Here is a 15,389-nt window from a genome sequence, read left to right as displayed (position 1 = left end):
CACCCCACGACGGGGTGGCCCTGCGGCCGTTCGGGGCCGGACCCGGGCCCGTCACCGGCCCGCGCGCTCGCGTGCGTGGTCGGCGACGGCCTCGGCGAGCCAGCCGCGGCGGGTGAGTTCATCGATGAAGCGGAGGTAGGCGGGAAGGTAGCGGGCGGTGCGGGCCGCCCGCGGCCGGATCTCCTCGCCGGGGCGGACCATGGCGGCAGCCGCCTCGTCGAGCCCGGTGCCGGCGGAGGTGGCGGCGAGGACCGCCATCCCGAGGGCGCTCCCGGACCGTTCCGGCAGGTGGACGGAGCGCCCCAGGACATCGGCGCGCAGCCGGCACCAGTACGGGTTGCGGGTGCCCTCGCCGGTGGCGGTGAGGGGGCCGTCGACCGGGGCGCCGAGGAGATCGAGGTAGTCGAAGGAGAGCCGTTCGAGGCAGACGGCGCCGAGCAGATAGGCGTGGAACTCGGCGGCGCGGTGCGGGACTTCGCCGAGCAGGAAGGGTTCGGCGTCCGGGGCGCGGAACGGGAAGCTCTCACCGTCGGTGGAGACCAGCGGGTAGACGATCGCGTCCGGGTCCAGGGCGGCGGCCCGCTCGGTGAGGGCGTCGAGGTTCGCACCGTGGAAGTACGGGGAGATGACGCCCGCGCCGCTGCCGGAGGCGCCACCCGGCAGCCAGTTCCCGCCCGGTGCCCGGTGGCAGTGGACGACGCCGGCCGGGTCGCGGACGAGGTGCGGGCTGCTGCCCTTGACGGCGAAGGTGGTGCCGAGGAGGAGGTGCCAGGCGCCCGGTGCGAGGGCTCCTGCGCCGATCTGGGCGGCGCAGCCGTCGGTCATCCCCGCGATGAGGGCGGTGCCCTCGGGGATGCCGGTGGCCCCGGCCGCCGCGGCGCACACGGTGCCGAGCACGGTGCCGGGGCGGACGACGTCGGGCAGCAGGTCCTCGGGCACGTCGAGCCGGTCCAGCACCTCGTCCGGCCAGCGCTCCTCGATCAGGTGGTAGCCGGTCTTGAGGGCGTGGCTGGAGTCGCTCGCGACCTGGTGTCCGGCCAGCCGCCAGGTGATCAGGTCGGCCTGGTGCAGCAGCCGGACCCCCTTGGCGGCCACCGCCTCCCGGCCGGGGGGCTGGTCGAGGAGCCAGCGGAGCCGGGGCAGTGCCCAGGTGGCCGGCATGGTGCCGTAGCCCAGCTGCCGCCAGAGGGCTCCCCCGGCTTCGTCGACGGCCGCGGCCTGCTCGGCGGCGCGCCCGTCGTCGTACATCAGGCCCGGGGTGAGCGGGGTGCCGTCGGCGTCGGCGAGGAGGATCGTCCCGGACGTGGCGGCGAGGGCCAGGCCCCGGATGCGCCGCGGGTCGAGCCCGGCCAGGGCCTCCCGGCAGGCGGCGGACAGCGCGGTCCACCACTGCTCGGGGTCCTGTTCATGGCGCTTGCCCGTGCGGCGGCCGGTCAGCGGCCGGACGGCGGTGGCGAGGAGCCGGCCGGTGCCGTCGACGGCGGCGCAGCGGGCGTGCCCGGCGCCGAGGTCGAGGCCGAGCCAGACGCCGTCGGGGTCGGGGACGCGGGGGTCGGACACGGGTGCCTCCGTCGGGGGTGCGGTGGGTCGGTGCGGGGCGGCGGCGCGGGCCGCGCCGCCGGAGCGGACCGGTGCGGACGGCCGCACCGGGCGCACGGCCCCGCCGCCGGCCGCCCGCCTGCCGTCCGCCGGAATCTTCGCACCCGGCCACCGGCCCGCCGGGTTGCGTCACGGCCCCGCACGGCGGAATGCGCCGGGCGGGCGCCGGTCCCGTCCGCCCCGGCCGTCACCGGCGGCCGCTGCCGTCCCGCGCCTCGCCCGCGGCGGGTGCGGGCGACGGCGGGGTGCGGACGGCGCCGCCCGCCGCCGGGGCGGGCCCATGACCTCAGCCGGGGTCGATGCCCAGCAGCCCCGGCCGGGTCGCCAGCTCGTGCAGGCACGCCCGCGGATCGGCGAGCAGTTTGCGCGTGTCGAGGTCCAGCAGCCCGCAGACGGCGCTCACTTCGGCGGCCACCGTGCCGTCCGCCGTGCGGACGGTCTGCTCGATCCGGAAGGTCCTGCCCGTGCCCCAGACGAAGGCGCAGCTCACCTCGGTCTCGTCGCCGGCCCGCAGCTCCCGCCGGTAGCGGATGGTCGTCTCGATCGTCACCGGGCCGACCCGCCGGTCCACCATGGTGCGCTGGCTGATGCCGCTCGCCTGGAGCAGCGACCAGCGCGCGTGCTCGGCGTACTGGAGGTACACACTCTGGTTGAGATGGCCCTGGCTGTCCGTCTCGTAGCCGCGGACGGTGATCCCCAGGGCGAACGGCGCCGCCCCGTCCGCTCCTGCTGCCGCGCCCGCCGTCCGTTCCATTTCCGTCATGCCTGCTCCCCGCTCTCACGAGGCACCGGCCCGCCCGGCGGACCGGACCTCCCTGGCCACTGGCCTCATATCGTAGGCGCGGGTGATCAGCGGTCCGCGGGGGCCTCGGCGCGAGCGGCGGGTGCCCCGGTGAGGTCCGCCCAGCGCACCGTGCGGTCGCACCAGCGGGCCAGCAGCGTACGGTCGTGGCCCACCGCGAGCAGACCGGCGCCGCTCTCGCGGCGGTAGGACTCCACGACCGCCACCAGCGCGGCGGTGGTGGACGCGTCGAGCATCGCGGTCATCTCGTCACAGATCAGCCAGCGCGGCCGCAGCACCAGTGCGCGGGCCAGGCAGGCGCGCTGCAACTGGCCGTCGCTCACCTCGTGCGGACGGCGCCGCAGCAGCTCGTCGGTGAGCCCGACGACCGGCGCCAACTCCCCTACCCGGTCCGCTATTTCGGCGCGCCGGCCGCCCGCGCGCAGCGGTTCGGCGATCAGCTCGCCGAGCCGCAGCCGCGGGTCGGCGGAGAGCCGGGGCTGCTGGAAGAGCACGCCGTAGGCGGTGCGCTGGCGGCGCGGTGCCCGGTGCCGCCAGCCGGTCACGGTCTCGCCGTCCAGCGTCACCGTCCCGCCGTCCGGCCGGTGCAGCAGCGCGGCGACCCGCGCCAGTGTCGACTTGCCGCAGCCGCTGGGCCCCAGCAGGCCGACCGCCTCCCCTGCGGCGACGGTCAGCGAGACGCCGCGGACGACGGGCGTCCGCGGCTCGTAGCCGGCGGTGATGTCACGCAGTTCGAGCACGACGGCCGTCCTCCTCGGACCGCTGGGCCCCGGTGGGCTCGGTGGCTTCGGCGGGGGTGGGTCCGCCGGGTGCCGCGGGCGGTGCCCCCACCGGGTGGTGGCAGGCGACGCCGTCGGCCGGTACGGGCAGCGCCTCGCAGGCGGCGGTGGCGCGGTCGCAGCGGGCGGCGAAGGCGCAGCCGTCCGGGAGGGCGCCCAGCTCCGGCGGCATACCGGGGATGGGCCGGAAGGCCCGCTCCGGGAGGGCGTCGAGCAGACCGCGGGCGTAGGGATGGCGGGGGCCCGGGGTGCCGAAGAAGGCGGGGGCGTCGGCGAGTTCGACGATCCGGCCCGCGTACATGACGGCGACCCGGTCGGCGATCCGCTCGGCCGCCGCCAGATCGTGGGTGATCATCAGCAGCGCGCGGCCGTCGTCGGTGTGCCGGCGCAGTTCGTCGACGGTGCGCTCCACCAGATCGCGGTCCAGTCCGGTGGTGGGCTCGTCGGCGAGCAGCAGCGGGGCGTCCCCGACGAGCGCGAGCGCGGTGGCGGCGCGCTGCGCGAGGCCGCCGGAGAGCTGGTGCGGATAGCGGTCGAGGTGATCGAGCGGGAAGGCCGCCCGGTCGGCCGCCCGCTCCGCGTCCGCACGCGCCCCGGACCGCCGGACCCCCGTCAGCTCCCGTACGGTCTCCTCCAGCTGGGCCCGCACCGTGCGCACCGGGGTCAGATGCGCGGCGGGGCTCTGCGGTACGAGCCCTATCCGGCGGCCGCGGACGGTGCGGGCGAGCTCCTGCTCGGAGGCGGTGAGCAGTTCGATCGTGCCCCCGTCCCCCGCGTCCGGCCCCGCCGTGCCGCCGGCGGCGTTCAGCCGGGCCGAGCCCGCCGTCCGGGCGTTGCCCGGCAGCAGCCCGAGCAGTGCGGCGGCGAGCACGGACTTGCCGCAGCCGCTCTCGCCGACCAGGGCCAGGCATTCGCCGGGCGCGAGGTCGAAGGCCGCGTCGCTGACGGCGGCGATCCGCCGGCCGCCGCGCATCACGAAGCGGACCGACAGCCCGCGGACGGACAGCACGGGGGCCGGGGAGCCGGACGGCGGCGCGGCAGCGGCCGGGCTCCCGGTGTCTGCGGGCGCGTTCACAGCATCAGCTCCGATCGGCGGCGTGGGTTGATCCGTTCGCGCCAGGCGCCGGCCAGGCCCGCGATGGCGAGGGTGGGGACGATGATGAACACGCCGGGGAAGAGCGTCGGCCACCAGTCGCCGGCCAGCAGCGAGCCGCGCGCGGCGTTGACCATGATGCCCAGGCTCGCCTCGTGGGCGGGCAGCCCCAGGCCCAGGAAGGACAGCGCGGACTCGTGCCAGATGGCGTGCGGCACCATCAGCACCGCGGCGAGTCCGGCCTGCGGCAGCACACCGGGCAGTAGATGGCGGACCGTCACCCGCCAGCGCGAGGCGCCGCCGGAGACCGCGGCGTCGATGTACGGGCGTGAGCGCAGCGAGAGCACCTCGGCCCGTACGATCCGCGCGGTCGACAGCCAGTGCGTCAGCGCGACCGAGATGATCACCGGCCAGACACCGGGCCGGAACATCGCCACGATGAAGATGCCGAGCAGCAGATGCGGCACGGACGAGAAGAGGTCCACCACCCGCATCACCGCGCGGTCGGCCCAGCCACCGAGCGCGCCGGCCAGCGCGCCGACCGCGGTGCCGATGACGGTGGCGGCCAGCGCCGCGACGACGCCGACCAGCAGCGAGACGCGCAGTCCGTAGACACAGCGCAGCAGCAGATCGCGGCCGACCTCATCGGTGCCGAAGGGGTGGGTGAGGGACGGCGGCTGAAGCTTGGCGGCCAGGTCCACGGCCTGTCGGTCCAGCGGGAACAGCAGGGGGACGACCAGGACGGCGAGGACGACGGCGGCCGTCAGGGCGGCCGAGACCCCCACCCGTACGGCGCGTCTGCCGCGGCCGTCCGCGGCCCGCCCGCCGGACGTGGCGGTACCGGACGTGGCCGGGCCCGTGCCGGAAGTGGTGGTGTCGGTGTCAGCCATCGAAGGCCACCCTCGGGTCGGCGAGTCCGTACAGCAGATCGGAGAGCAGGTTCCCGGCGAGGACCGCGGCGGTGGCGAGCACCGTCAGCGCGGCCAGCAGCGGGAAGTCCACACTGGTCGCCGCCTCGACCGTGGCGGCGGCGATACCCGGCCAGCTGAAGACGGTCTCCACCAGCAGCGCGCCGGTGATCAGCTCCGGCACCCGCGAGCCGATCAGGGTCAGCACCGGCAGCAGTCCGGAGCGCAGCGCGTGCTGGAGCAGTACGGTCCGCTCGCGCAGTCCGCGCGCGCGGGCGCCGCGCACGGGGTCCTCCGCCAGCGCGTCGCCGACGCCCTGGCGGACGTACAGCACGAACCACGGGAGCTGGGAGACGGCGAGCACCAGGGCGGGCAGCACGACATGGCGGGCGATCTGCCCCGCCGTGGCGACCTCGCTGCCGGTGTCGGTGAGCCCGCCGGCCGGCAGCACCCCGAGCTTGAGCGCGAACAGCCAGACGGCGAGCAGGCCGAGCCAGAACGGCGGGGCGGCCTCCAGCGCGTAGGCGACGGAGGTGACGGCGCGGTCCAGCAGACCGCCGCGCCGCCGGGCGGCCAGCACGCCGAGCAGCGTGCCGACGGCGATGGCGATGACGAAGGCGAGGGCGCACAGCAGCGCGGACCAGCCGATGCGTTCGCCGATCACCTGCGAGACCGGTGCGCGCAGTGTCGCGGAGTCGCCGAGGTCGCCGGTGAGCGCGCCGGTCAGCCAGTGCCACCAGCGGGCGAGCAGCGGCTGGTCGACGCCGAGGTTGTGCCGGAGCTGGTCGAGGTTCTCCTGCGAGGCGGTGAGCCCGGCGGTGCCCGCGTACGCCCGGACCGGGTCGAAGGGCGAGGCGGCGGCGATGGCGAACACCCCGAGCGTGACGGCGAGCAGTACCGGGACGGCGAGCAGCACCCGCCGTCCCGTCATGCGTGCCATCGGACCCCAGGGCAGCGAGGTCAGGGCGCTCACGTGGCCGGCTGCCAGTCCTCTACGTTCCACCAGGGGCCGGAGGCCAGGCCGTGGTCGTGCGGCTCGACCTGGGTGGTGAGGTTCTTCCACCGGTCACCGATCACATAGAGGTGGTCGATGTGGGTGAGGAAGGTGTAGGCGGGGTCGTCGACGAGCTGCTTCTGGACCGTGTCGTAGGCGGCCTTGCGGGCGGCGGGGTCGTCGGTGCGGCGGGCCTCGACGAGCTGCTCGTCGACGGTCTTGTTCGCGTAGCGCGACATGTTGTTGAAGCCGTCGCCGGCCAGCGAGGAGTGCAGCAGCAGGTACTGGTCGAAGTCGGGGTCGGCCGGGCTGCCGCCGCCGGCCAGCACCGCGTCCTTCTTCATGTTCGGCTCGATGGCCTCCCAGGTGCCGGACTCGACCTTGGCCTCGATGCCGGCCTTCTTGACGTCGGAGGCGAAGGCGAGCGCGTGCTCCTGGCGCAGCTTGTCACCGGAGAGGTACCAGAGGGTGAAGGAAGCGCGCTGCCCGTCCTTGACCCGGACGCCGTCGTCGCCCTTGCGCCAGCCGGCGGCGTCGAGGATCTGCTCCGCCTTCTTCAGGTCGTGCGGACGCTCGGTGCCCTTGGCGAACCACGGGCTGTCGGTGGGCACCGGGCCGTAGGCGGGCTTGCCCGCGCCGTTGAGGATGCCCTTGACCATGGCCTCACGGTCCACGGCGACGTCCAGCGCCTGCCGCACGGCCTTGTCACCGGTGACCGGGTTGGCACTGGGCAGGGTGACGTTGCGGTAGTCGAAGGTCTTGGCGGTCAGCGTCTGCTTGCCCTGGCCCGACGCGAAGGTGGCGGCCAGGTTGGGCGGCAGGATGGCGCCGTCGAGGTCGCCCGAGCGCAGGCGGGTGGCCCGGATGTCGTCGTCCTTGATGATCGCCATGGTGAAGTTCTTGACCTTCGGCGCGCCGCCCCAGTAGTTGGGGTTGGCCTTGAAGGTGAGCTTCTCGCCCTTGGACCAGTTGGTGAGGATGTACGGCCCGGTGCCGACCGGCTTGGTCGTGAAGGAGCCGTTGTTGACGTCCTGTCCGCCCGCGATGTGCCGCGGGGCGATGGGCAGCACGGTGCGCTCGGCGAACGGCGCGTAGGGGTACTTCAGCCGGAAGACGACGGTGTGGTCGTCCTTCTTCGCCACCTTCTCGACGGCGTCCAGCTCGGCCTTGGAGGCGTTGTTGGTCTTCTCGTCGAGGATCGTTTCGTAGGTGAAGACGACGTCGTCGGCGGTGAAGGGCTTGCCGTCGCTGAACTTCACGCCCTTGCGCAGCGGGAAGGTGTAGGTCTTGCCGTCCTCGGAGACCGTGGGCAGCGCGGCGGCCAGGGCCGGCTTGAGCTTCATCGCGGCGTCGTGGGTGAGCAGCCCGTCGAAGATCTTGGAGTTGCCGTCCTTGCCGTAGCCGAGCAGCGGGCTGAGCGTCTCCGGTTCGTAGGCGATACCGACGACGGCGGAGTCCTTGCTCCCCGCGGCGCCACCGCCGCGGCCGCCGTCCGGCGTCGAACAGGCCGCCATCGCGAGCGCCAGTGCGCCCGCCATCGCGGCGGCCGCCACTCCCCGTACGGACCGGGCTGTCATCCCACACCTCTGATGAAGATCGACTGTTATTGCGAATACCTCGCAATTAAACAGCACGTAAAGGAGTGGCCATGGTTCGGGGGCATATCGCCCATGTCAGCGACCGGCCCGGAGCGCCCCACGGCACGGCAGGGCGTCCCGGTCTCTCCGGCCTCTCCCGCTTCCCCGGGCCCCGGTCAGGACGCGCCCGTCTTCAGCCGCAGCCGCCACCGGTCCAGCGCCCTCGCGACCGGCTGGAAGACGGTGATGGTGGCGCCGCCGTCGGCGCAGGTGGCGAGGCCGCCGCCGGAGTGCAGCCCGACCGCCTTCGGCGCGCCGGACTGGGACACGTACGAGCCGCCCGAATCCCCGGGCGCCGAGCAGGCGTTGGTGTACGACAGCCCGTCGACGACGACATTGCCGTAGTCCACGGTCTGGTCGGTCAGCGTGATCTCGCCGCAGTGCCAGCCGCTGGTGTCCCCGGAGTGACAGACGGAGGTGCCCGCGACGCCCTCCTGCACACCGGTGACGGCGACCGGCGCCCCGTCCTGGCCCGCCACGTCCGAGCTCAGACTCCACTCCGGCCGGTCCACGGTGACCAGCCCGAAGTCGCCGTCGTGTCCGTTGACGCTGTGCCGCCCGCCCTCGTTGGAGGTCCCCAGGCGGCTGCCGTCCCTGCCGTACGCGGGCTGATCGGGCTGCTGGGTGCAGTGGCCCGCGGTCAGGAAGCCCCGGAAGCCGGCCGCGCCGGTCACCGCGAAGCCGATGGAGCAGCTGCCGTCCTCGCCGAGCTCCCACCGCTCACCGCCGACGACCCTCCCGCCCTCCTGACGCGGTGCCTGGTCGCCGCGCTCGACCCGTACGGGGATGTCCGAGCGCGCGCCGAGTTCCCGCGCGGCGCGTTCGAAGGCGTCGGTCCCGGCGGTGCGGCCGGTGCGGGTGGTCCGGACGACGACGCCGTTGGCCCGCTCGTCCACGCCCCAGCCGGTGACGCCCGGTACTCCGTCGCCGGCCCGGCTCCCGATCCGCCGCGCCAGCCCGGTGAGTTCGGCGCGGCTGTGCGGGACCGTCCTGGCCACCGCCCCCGCGGCCCGTACGCGCCGCGCGTCGCGGGCGCCGGTGACCGCGACGACGAGCTTGCCGGCCGTCTTGTCGAACCACATCCCGGCGGGCGGCGCGCCGAGCACCCGGCGCAGCGTACCGGCGGCACGCTGCGCCGCGGCCTCCTGCGCGAGCCGGGCGCGGGCCCGGTCCGGCGTCAGCCCGAGGTCCCGGTGGAGCGCGGCGAGCATGCCGCGCGGCGCGGACCGGGGCGCCGGACCGGGCTGCGGTGCGGCCTGCGCCGGACCGAACGTACCGATGGCCGCCAGGACGGCGGCCATGCTCACGCCCCGGAGAGCGGCCTTGCGAAAGCGGCGTTGCATCGGGGAAGTCTCCTCGCGGTGTCGAGTGCACGTCGGGTCCGACGTGCTGAGCCTCCTTGACCGCGCGGCGGACGGCAGGAGCGCGACCCCGCGTCTCCCGGCCCGCCGACGTCCGGCCGTGGCCGCCTCGCCCCCGGCCCGCACGGCCCGTACCCATACCACCGCCGCCCCGTGGCACCCGGCGACGTCCCCTGCTCGGGCGCCGCCATCCGGGCACGCGGCACCTGAATGTCCGTCAGCCGGGTGAGGACGGGGCGATGCCCACGGACGACAGGGACGGGGCGCCGCGCCCGGAAGGCGAGACCTCAGGAGGACGCGAAAGAACGCCGGAGTCCGCCGCCGCACATGCGTCGGCCCGGCGCCGCGATGCGGGCCGGGCCGATGGGAGGGCGGGACGGGGTGCGGGCCCGGCGGCGCCGTGTGGCATCCGCCGGATGCGCCGGGCCTCCCCCGCGGGGTGGCGCCGCTGACCGGTCCGGTCAGAAGTCGCCGCCGCCGAACCCCCCGTCGCCGCCGCCGAAGCCGCCGCCGTCACCCCCGAAACCGCCGCCGCCGAAGCCGCCGGAGAAGTCACCGGGGTTGAAGTCGGAGCCGGAGAACTCCCCGCCCTCGACGCCACCGGGGCCGCCGAAGCCGGCGGCGTGGGCGGGGGACGACATCATCATGCTGCCGAGCATGGTGCCCATCAGGAGGCCGGGCAGCATGCTGCCGCCGAAGTAGCCGCCGGCCCAGGGGCCGTAGGACGGGCCCGCGTCCCAGTAGGGGCGGTCACCGTGCTCGGTCCGGACCGTACGGGTCATCGGCTCCAGGCCCTCGTCCAGCCGGGTCTTGTCCGCCGCGCAGACCGGTACGGTGCGCGCCGCGCCGCCGTCGGGCGCCCACTGGACGTCCACGATCGACGGGCCGTGCCGGGGGTCGAAGAAGCAGGGCACCCGGCGCTCGGGCAGCGGTTTGCCCTCGCGTCGCGCGGCGAGCGTGGCGAGCGAGAACCGGCCGTCCTCCAGCGCCTTGGTCACGGCCTGGACGTCGTCGGGGCGCCGGGCCGCCGCCATCGCCGACTTGGCGCTCTCGTACGCGTCCAGCGCGTGGCTGTAGTCCGCGCGCATCGCGTCGTCGGCGCCGCGCTCGCCGGGGGTGAAGTCGAGCCGGTCCAGCTCCTCACCGAAGGCGGTGATGTCCTCGTCCACGACGACCCGCAGGTCTTCCAGCGCGGCGCGCTCCTGCTCTTCCTTCTTCTTGCGGTTGCGGCGGGCGAGGGCGTACGCGCCGCCGCCACCGACGACGACCAGCGCGCCGATACCGATGGCCGCGCCGGTGCCGCCGCTGCCGCTGCCGCCGCCGTCCCAGCCGGCGGGGGCGTGGCCGGACGCCTGCGCGCCGGCCGTGTCGACAAAGCTGTTCAGGCGTTCGCCGACGGTCTTGTACTGGGAGCCCTTGACCGCGCCGACGAGGTTGTGGACCGAGTTCCGCGACATCACCCGGGGGTCGGCGCCGGCGTTGAAGCCGTCACCCAGCTCGACGGCGTAGACGCCGCTGATGCCGACCTTGGTGCGCAGGTTGGCCAGCAGTGACGCGGGCGGGTACTCGGCGGCCTGCGGCAGCACGGCGACGAAGACCGGCTTACCGGAGTCCTTGATCTTCTTGGCCAGCGCGTCCGCTTCCGCGGTGGAGAACGTGCCGGTGGCCCGTGGGTCGACGTAGACCGGGCTCTTCTTGAGGGCGGCCGCGGCTTCGTCAAGTCCGCCGGCGGCATGGGCTTGGGGGGCCAGTGCGGTGACCATCGCCAAAATGGCTGCGACCAGTAGCAGCACCGGCCAGGTCAGGGCACGAGTTGCGGTCTTCATGGCTAAGACGCTACCCGAACCACCCATTCGCGACGGAATAAGTTTCCCCGTGGCGCTCCACCCGGTTCTTCCGCGGGGTCTTCGGCGGCGCGCGGGGGCCGCCGGGCAGGAGGTGACCATGCGAGTGATCACGCCGCGCGCCGTTTTTGATGATCAAGGTCACCGGGGATGTTCCGGCTCGTCCCTCCTTACCGAGGAAACGAGGCCACCATGCGCAGGGCCACCCCCATAGCCGTCGCCGCCACCGTCGCCACCGCCGCCAGTGCCTCGCTGCTGATACTCGCGCTGGTGCCGTCCCACTCCGGCTCCGCGCCGGGCGGTACGGGCGTCACCGCCGTCGGCGCGCGCACCGGCCACGCCGGTCCCGGAGCCCGGACGTCGGGCACCGCGCCCGCCGCCGGGAGCCGCTCCCCCGCCGACTACCGGCCCGCCCCCGCACCGCGCGCCCAGGGTTCCTTCCGTGCCGCGGACGCCGAGCCGATGCGGTGGATCGAGGTGACGTCCCCGTCGCCCGCGGACGCCGCGGCCGGATTCCGGATGACCGGCAGCATCACCGTGGCCTGGCGCAACGGCACCGGCAAGAGCGTGGACGTCTGGCTGGACACGGACACCGGTGGCGCGGAGCCGGAGCGGCTGGCGAAGGTCGCGCCCCGGGCGGGTTCGGGTCCGGCCGGCGAGGTGCTCGTGACCCTGCCCCGCGTCTCGCCGGGCGCCGCGTACTCGCTGGAGGTGGCCACGGACGACGGCGTGCTGGGCGACTTCAGCCCGGAGTTCGCCCTCACCCGCTGACGGGCGGCGGGGGCGCCCGGGAACCGGCGCCCCCGCTCCCCCGTTATCCGTACGACACGGTCGCCCCCCTACAACGCAGTCGCCTCCCCTACGGCGCGGCCAGATCGACGAGTCCCGCCAGCGCCTCCCGGTGCCGCCCCGGTGTGCCGAGGGCGATCTCGTCGGTCTTGGCCCGCTTGAGGAAGAGGTGCGCCGGGTGTTCCCAGGTCATGCCGATGCCGCCGTGCAGCTGGACGCACTCCTCGGCGGCGTGCACCGCCACCGGCGCGCAGTACGCCTGGGCCACGGCCACCGCCACCGGCGCGTCCGGACCGCCGGTCGCCAGCGCGCCCGCGGCGCCGCGGGCGGCGGCGCGGGCCGAGGCGACCTCCAGCCAGAGGGCGGCCATGCGGTGTTTGAGCGCCTGGAAGGAGCCGACCGGGCGGCCGAACTGCGTGCGCTGCGCGGTGTGGCGGACGGTCTCGGCCAGACACCATTCGGCGACGCCGAGCTGCTCCGAGGCGAGCAGTCCGGCGCCGGTGAGCAGGGCGTGCGCGACGGCGGTACGGGCCCGGTCCCCGGTGGCCAGGAGGCGGCCGGGGGCACCGTCGAAGGTGATATGGGCCAGGGGGCGGGTGAGATCGAGGGGGGTGACGGTGTCGGTGCGTACGCCGTCCGAGGCGGCCTCGACCGCGTAGAGGGCGGGTCCGCCGGGGCCCTGGGCCGGGACGAGCAGCAGCCCGGCGGCCGCGGCGTCCGCGACCGAGGTGACCCGGCCGGTCAGCGTGCCGTCCGCGGCGGCGCGCACGCCCTCGAAGGCCGCGCCGTCCGGCGCGGTGGGCAGCGGCACGGCGAGGACGCCGACGGTCCGGCCCGCGGCGAGCGCGGCGAGCAGCCCGGCGGGCTCCCCAGCAGCCGGGTCGCAGCCCAGCAGGGCGGTCACCGCCAGGACCGCGCTGGTCAGATAGGGCACGGGGGTGACGGCGCGGCCCAGTTCCTCCAGGACGACGGCGGCTTCGCGGGCGCTCGCGCCCTGTCCGCCGAGCGCTTCGGGGACCAGCAGACCGGCGGCGCCGATATCGGTGGCGAGCGCGCGCCACAGTCCGGTGTCGTACGGGGTCTCCGACTCCAGGCCGGCCAGCACGGTGGCCGGATCGGCGCGGTCGGCGAGCAGGGCGCGTACGGCGGCGCGCAGCGCGTCCTCCTCCTCGGAGTAGAGGAGGTCGGGGGCGGACCCCGGGGCGGTCGGGTCGGTGGTCATCGGGGGAGGTCCTTCCACGCGACGTCCTTGTCGGTACGCGGCTCGGGCGGCAGCCCCAGGACGCGTTCGGCGACGATGTTGAGCAGCACTTCGGAGGTGCCTCCCTCGATGGAGTTCCCCTTGGCGCGCAGATAGCGGTAGCCGGCCTGCCGTCCGGTGAAGTCGACGCTCTCGGGGCGGCGCAGCATCCAGTCGTCGTACGTCAGCCCGTCCTCGGCGAGGAACTCCACCGACCAGCCGCTGATTTGCTGGGCGAGCCGGGCGAAGGCCAGCTTCATGCCCGAACCCTCGGGTCCCGGCTGCCCCTTGGCCAGTTGCTGGCGCAGCCGTTCGCCGGTCAGCCGGGCCACTTCGGCGTCCACCCACAGCGTCAGCAGCCGCTGGTGCAGGTCGTGGGTGCGCAGTGCGGGGCGGGCGCGCCAGTCGGCGGCGGCGAGGCCGATCATGCCGCCCTCGCGGGGGATGCGGGCGCCGCCGATGGCGACCCGCTCGTTCATCAGCGTGGTCCGCGCGACCTGCCAGCCCTCGCCGACCTCGCCGAGGCGGTGCGTGTCGGGGATCGCGACGCCGGTCAGGAAGACCTCGTTGAACTCGGCCTCGCCGGTGATCTGGCGCAGCGGCCGGACATCCACCCCGGGGGCGGTCATATCGCAGACGAAGTAGCTGATGCCGCGGTGCTTGGGCAGGCCGGGGTCGGTGCGGGCGAGCAGGATCGCCCACCGGGCCTGGTGGGCGCCGGACGTCCAGACCTTCTGGCCGTCGACCACCCAGCCGTCGTCCACGCGCCGCGCGCGGGTGGCGAGGGCCGCGAGGTCGGAGCCGGCGCCGGGTTCGCTGAAGAGCTGGCACCACACCTCCTCACCGGTCCACAGGGGGCGCAGGAAGCGCCGCTTCTGCTCGTCGGTGCCGTAGCGCAGGATGGTGGGCGCGGCCATGCCGAGGCCGATGCCGTTGCGGCCCGGGTCGTTGCCGGGGGCGCCGGCGTCCGCCAGGAGGGCGTCCACGACCGGTTGCAGGGCGCGCGGCGCGTCCAGCCCGCCGAGCCCCTCGGGGTAGTGGATCCAGGCGAGTCCCGCGTCGAAGCGGGCGCGCAGGAAGTCCAGCGGTGCGGTGGTGGCGGGCGGGTGCGCGGCGAGCAGTTCCGCGGTGCGCCGGCGCAGGTCCTCGGCGTCGGTCATCGCACGTCCTCCGTATCGGGCAGGGCGGGCAGGGTGCCGGGGGCGGCGCCCGGCAGGACGGCGAGCCGGCCGGTGGACCGGCCGTCGGCGACGCGCTGTACGGCCTCGGCGGCGCCGGCCAGCGGGACCCGGCCGCCGATGAGCGGTTTGACGGCGCCCCGCGCGGCGAGCTCGGTCAGCTCCTCGTGGCAGGCGTCGACCGCGGCCGGGTCCTTGGTGAGGTAGAGGCCCCAGTGCAGGCCCAGGATCGAGTAGTTCTTCACCAGTGCGTGGTTGAGGGCGGGAGTGGGGACGGTGCCGCCGGCGAAGCCGACGACGACGATACGGCCCTCGAAGGCGACGCATTTGGCGGACTGTGCGTAGGCGTCGCCGCCGACCGGGTCGTAGACGACGTCCGCGCCGCGCCCGCCGGTGGCGTCCTTGACCCGGGCGACGATGTCGTCGGTGCGCCGGTCGAGGACGACATCGCAGCCCAGTTCCCGGGCGATGCGGGCTTTTTCCGCGCCGCCGGCCACGCCGATGACGTGCGCGCCGGCCGCCTTGCCGAGCTGGACGGCGGCGCTGCCGACACCGCCCGCCGCGGCGTGCACCAGCAGCGTCTCCCCCGGCTGGAGCCGGGCCCTGCGGTGCAGTCCGAACCAGCCCGTCTGGTAACCGATGTGCAGCGCCGCGGCCTCGGCGTCGTCCAGGGCCTCGGGGGCCGGGCGTACGGTCGCCGCGTCGACGGCCACGAGTTCGGCGAAGCCGCCCTGTGGCAGCGCCGGCTGGGCCAGTACGCGCTGCCCGACCGCACCGGTCGCGCCCGCGCCCACGGCCAGTACCTCGCCGCAGATCTCCACGCCCGGGGTGAACGGCAGCGGCGGCCGCACCTGGTACTGGCCGCGGCAGAGCAGCGCGTCGGGGAAGTTGACGCCGGCGGCCCGTACCCGCAGCAGCAGCTGGCCGGGGCCCGCCTGGGGATCCGGCACGTCGTCCAGCCGCATCACCGCCCGCGGTTCGCCGTTCGCGTGTACGCGCCATGCCTTCACCTGGTGCCTCCCCAGACCTCGGATACGCGGGCGGCGCGGGGCCCGGCGGCCCCTCGCCACCGGCATACTAAGCGGTCGGTATGGCTGAGGGAACACTCTCCGGTACGCCGCCGCGACCCTGCTACCGACAGGGTCAGGCGGCCGGCCGTCCGATG

At 75.1% G+C, this 15,389-nt stretch carries 13 protein-coding genes; 1 reads left to right on the top strand and 12 read right to left on the bottom strand.

From position 1 onward, the window contains the following. Positions 1-51: 51 nt before the first annotated feature. The 9 genes from IH09_RS00175 to IH09_RS00135 all read right to left on the bottom strand — a co-directional run bounded on the left by IH09_RS00175 (position 52) and on the right by IH09_RS00135 (position 10,999). On the bottom strand, positions 52-1,560 hold the full coding sequence (locus IH09_RS00175) for an FGGY family carbohydrate kinase (RefSeq protein ID WP_052853136.1): 1,509 nt from the start codon (positions 1,558-1,560) through the stop codon (positions 52-54). A 325-nt stretch (positions 1,561-1,885) separates the two neighbouring features. Beyond that, positions 1,886-2,362: an acyl-CoA thioesterase gene (locus IH09_RS00170; protein ID WP_240150961.1), complete on the bottom strand. Its 477-nt coding sequence runs from the start codon at positions 2,360-2,362 to the stop codon at positions 1,886-1,888. An 86-nt stretch (positions 2,363-2,448) separates the two neighbouring features. Beyond that, positions 2,449-3,141 (bottom strand): ATP-binding cassette domain-containing protein, encoded by a 693-nt coding sequence (locus IH09_RS00165; protein ID WP_052853134.1) that lies wholly within the window; start codon positions 3,139-3,141, stop codon positions 2,449-2,451. Beyond that, positions 3,125-4,153, bottom strand: a complete 1,029-nt coding sequence (locus tag IH09_RS00160; protein ID WP_110951993.1) for an ABC transporter ATP-binding protein — start codon at positions 4,151-4,153, stop codon at positions 3,125-3,127. Before IH09_RS00160 ends, IH09_RS00165 begins: the two co-directional genes overlap by 17 nt. A gap of 98 nt (positions 4,154-4,251) precedes the next feature. Then, a complete protein-coding gene (locus IH09_RS00155) occupies positions 4,252-5,163 on the bottom strand; it encodes an ABC transporter permease (protein ID WP_052853133.1) in 912 nt (303 codons plus the stop codon). Then, the gene (locus tag IH09_RS00150) at positions 5,156-6,121 is read right to left on the bottom strand and encodes an ABC transporter permease (RefSeq protein ID WP_052853390.1); all 966 of its coding nucleotides are present in this window, start codon (positions 6,119-6,121) and stop codon (positions 5,156-5,158) included. Before IH09_RS00150 ends, IH09_RS00155 begins: the two co-directional genes overlap by 8 nt. A gap of 29 nt (positions 6,122-6,150) precedes the next feature. Further along, positions 6,151-7,752 (bottom strand): ABC transporter substrate-binding protein, encoded by a 1,602-nt coding sequence (locus IH09_RS00145; protein WP_052853132.1) that lies wholly within the window; start codon positions 7,750-7,752, stop codon positions 6,151-6,153. Between the two features lie 176 nt (positions 7,753-7,928). Then, positions 7,929-9,155 carry a S1 family peptidase gene (locus tag IH09_RS00140; protein WP_052853131.1) on the bottom strand — a complete coding sequence of 409 codons (1,227 nt, stop codon included), beginning with the start codon at positions 9,153-9,155 and terminating at the stop codon, positions 7,929-7,931. Between the two features lie 479 nt (positions 9,156-9,634). Further along, positions 9,635-10,999, bottom strand: a complete 1,365-nt coding sequence (locus IH09_RS00135; protein WP_052853130.1) for a hypothetical protein — start codon at positions 10,997-10,999, stop codon at positions 9,635-9,637. A 210-nt stretch (positions 11,000-11,209) separates the two neighbouring features. On the opposite strand from IH09_RS00135, the gene IH09_RS00130 reads away from it, so the two are divergent. After that, positions 11,210-11,788: a hypothetical protein gene (locus IH09_RS00130; protein WP_052853129.1), complete on the top strand. Its 579-nt coding sequence runs from the start codon at positions 11,210-11,212 to the stop codon at positions 11,786-11,788. An 88-nt stretch (positions 11,789-11,876) separates the two neighbouring features. Here the strand turns inward: IH09_RS00130 and IH09_RS00125 are convergent, their stop codons facing one another. Genes IH09_RS00125 through IH09_RS00115 form a run of 3 tightly spaced genes read right to left on the bottom strand, consistent with a single transcriptional unit; the run spans position 11,877 to position 15,234 of the window. Further along, the gene (locus tag IH09_RS00125) at positions 11,877-13,028 is read right to left on the bottom strand and encodes an acyl-CoA dehydrogenase family protein (protein ID WP_052853128.1); all 1,152 of its coding nucleotides are present in this window, start codon (positions 13,026-13,028) and stop codon (positions 11,877-11,879) included. Next, on the bottom strand, positions 13,025-14,206 hold the full coding sequence (locus tag IH09_RS00120; RefSeq protein ID WP_052853127.1) for an acyl-CoA dehydrogenase family protein: 1,182 nt from the start codon (positions 14,204-14,206) through the stop codon (positions 13,025-13,027). The genes IH09_RS00125 and IH09_RS00120 overlap by 4 nt, the downstream gene beginning before the upstream one ends. Continuing rightward, complete coding sequence (locus IH09_RS00115) at positions 14,203-15,234, bottom strand: zinc-binding dehydrogenase (RefSeq protein ID WP_052853126.1); 1,032 nt, start codon at positions 15,232-15,234, stop codon at positions 14,203-14,205. The genes IH09_RS00120 and IH09_RS00115 overlap by 4 nt, the downstream gene beginning before the upstream one ends. Between the last annotated feature and the right edge of the window lie 155 nt (positions 15,235-15,389).

Source organism: Streptomyces celluloflavus (genome assembly GCA_000720995.1).
GTDB lineage: Bacteria > Actinomycetota > Actinomycetes > Streptomycetales > Streptomycetaceae > Streptomyces > Streptomyces celluloflavus.
Note: the sequence above shows the minus strand (reverse complement) of the source record. Positions and strands in the feature narration are given on the sequence as shown.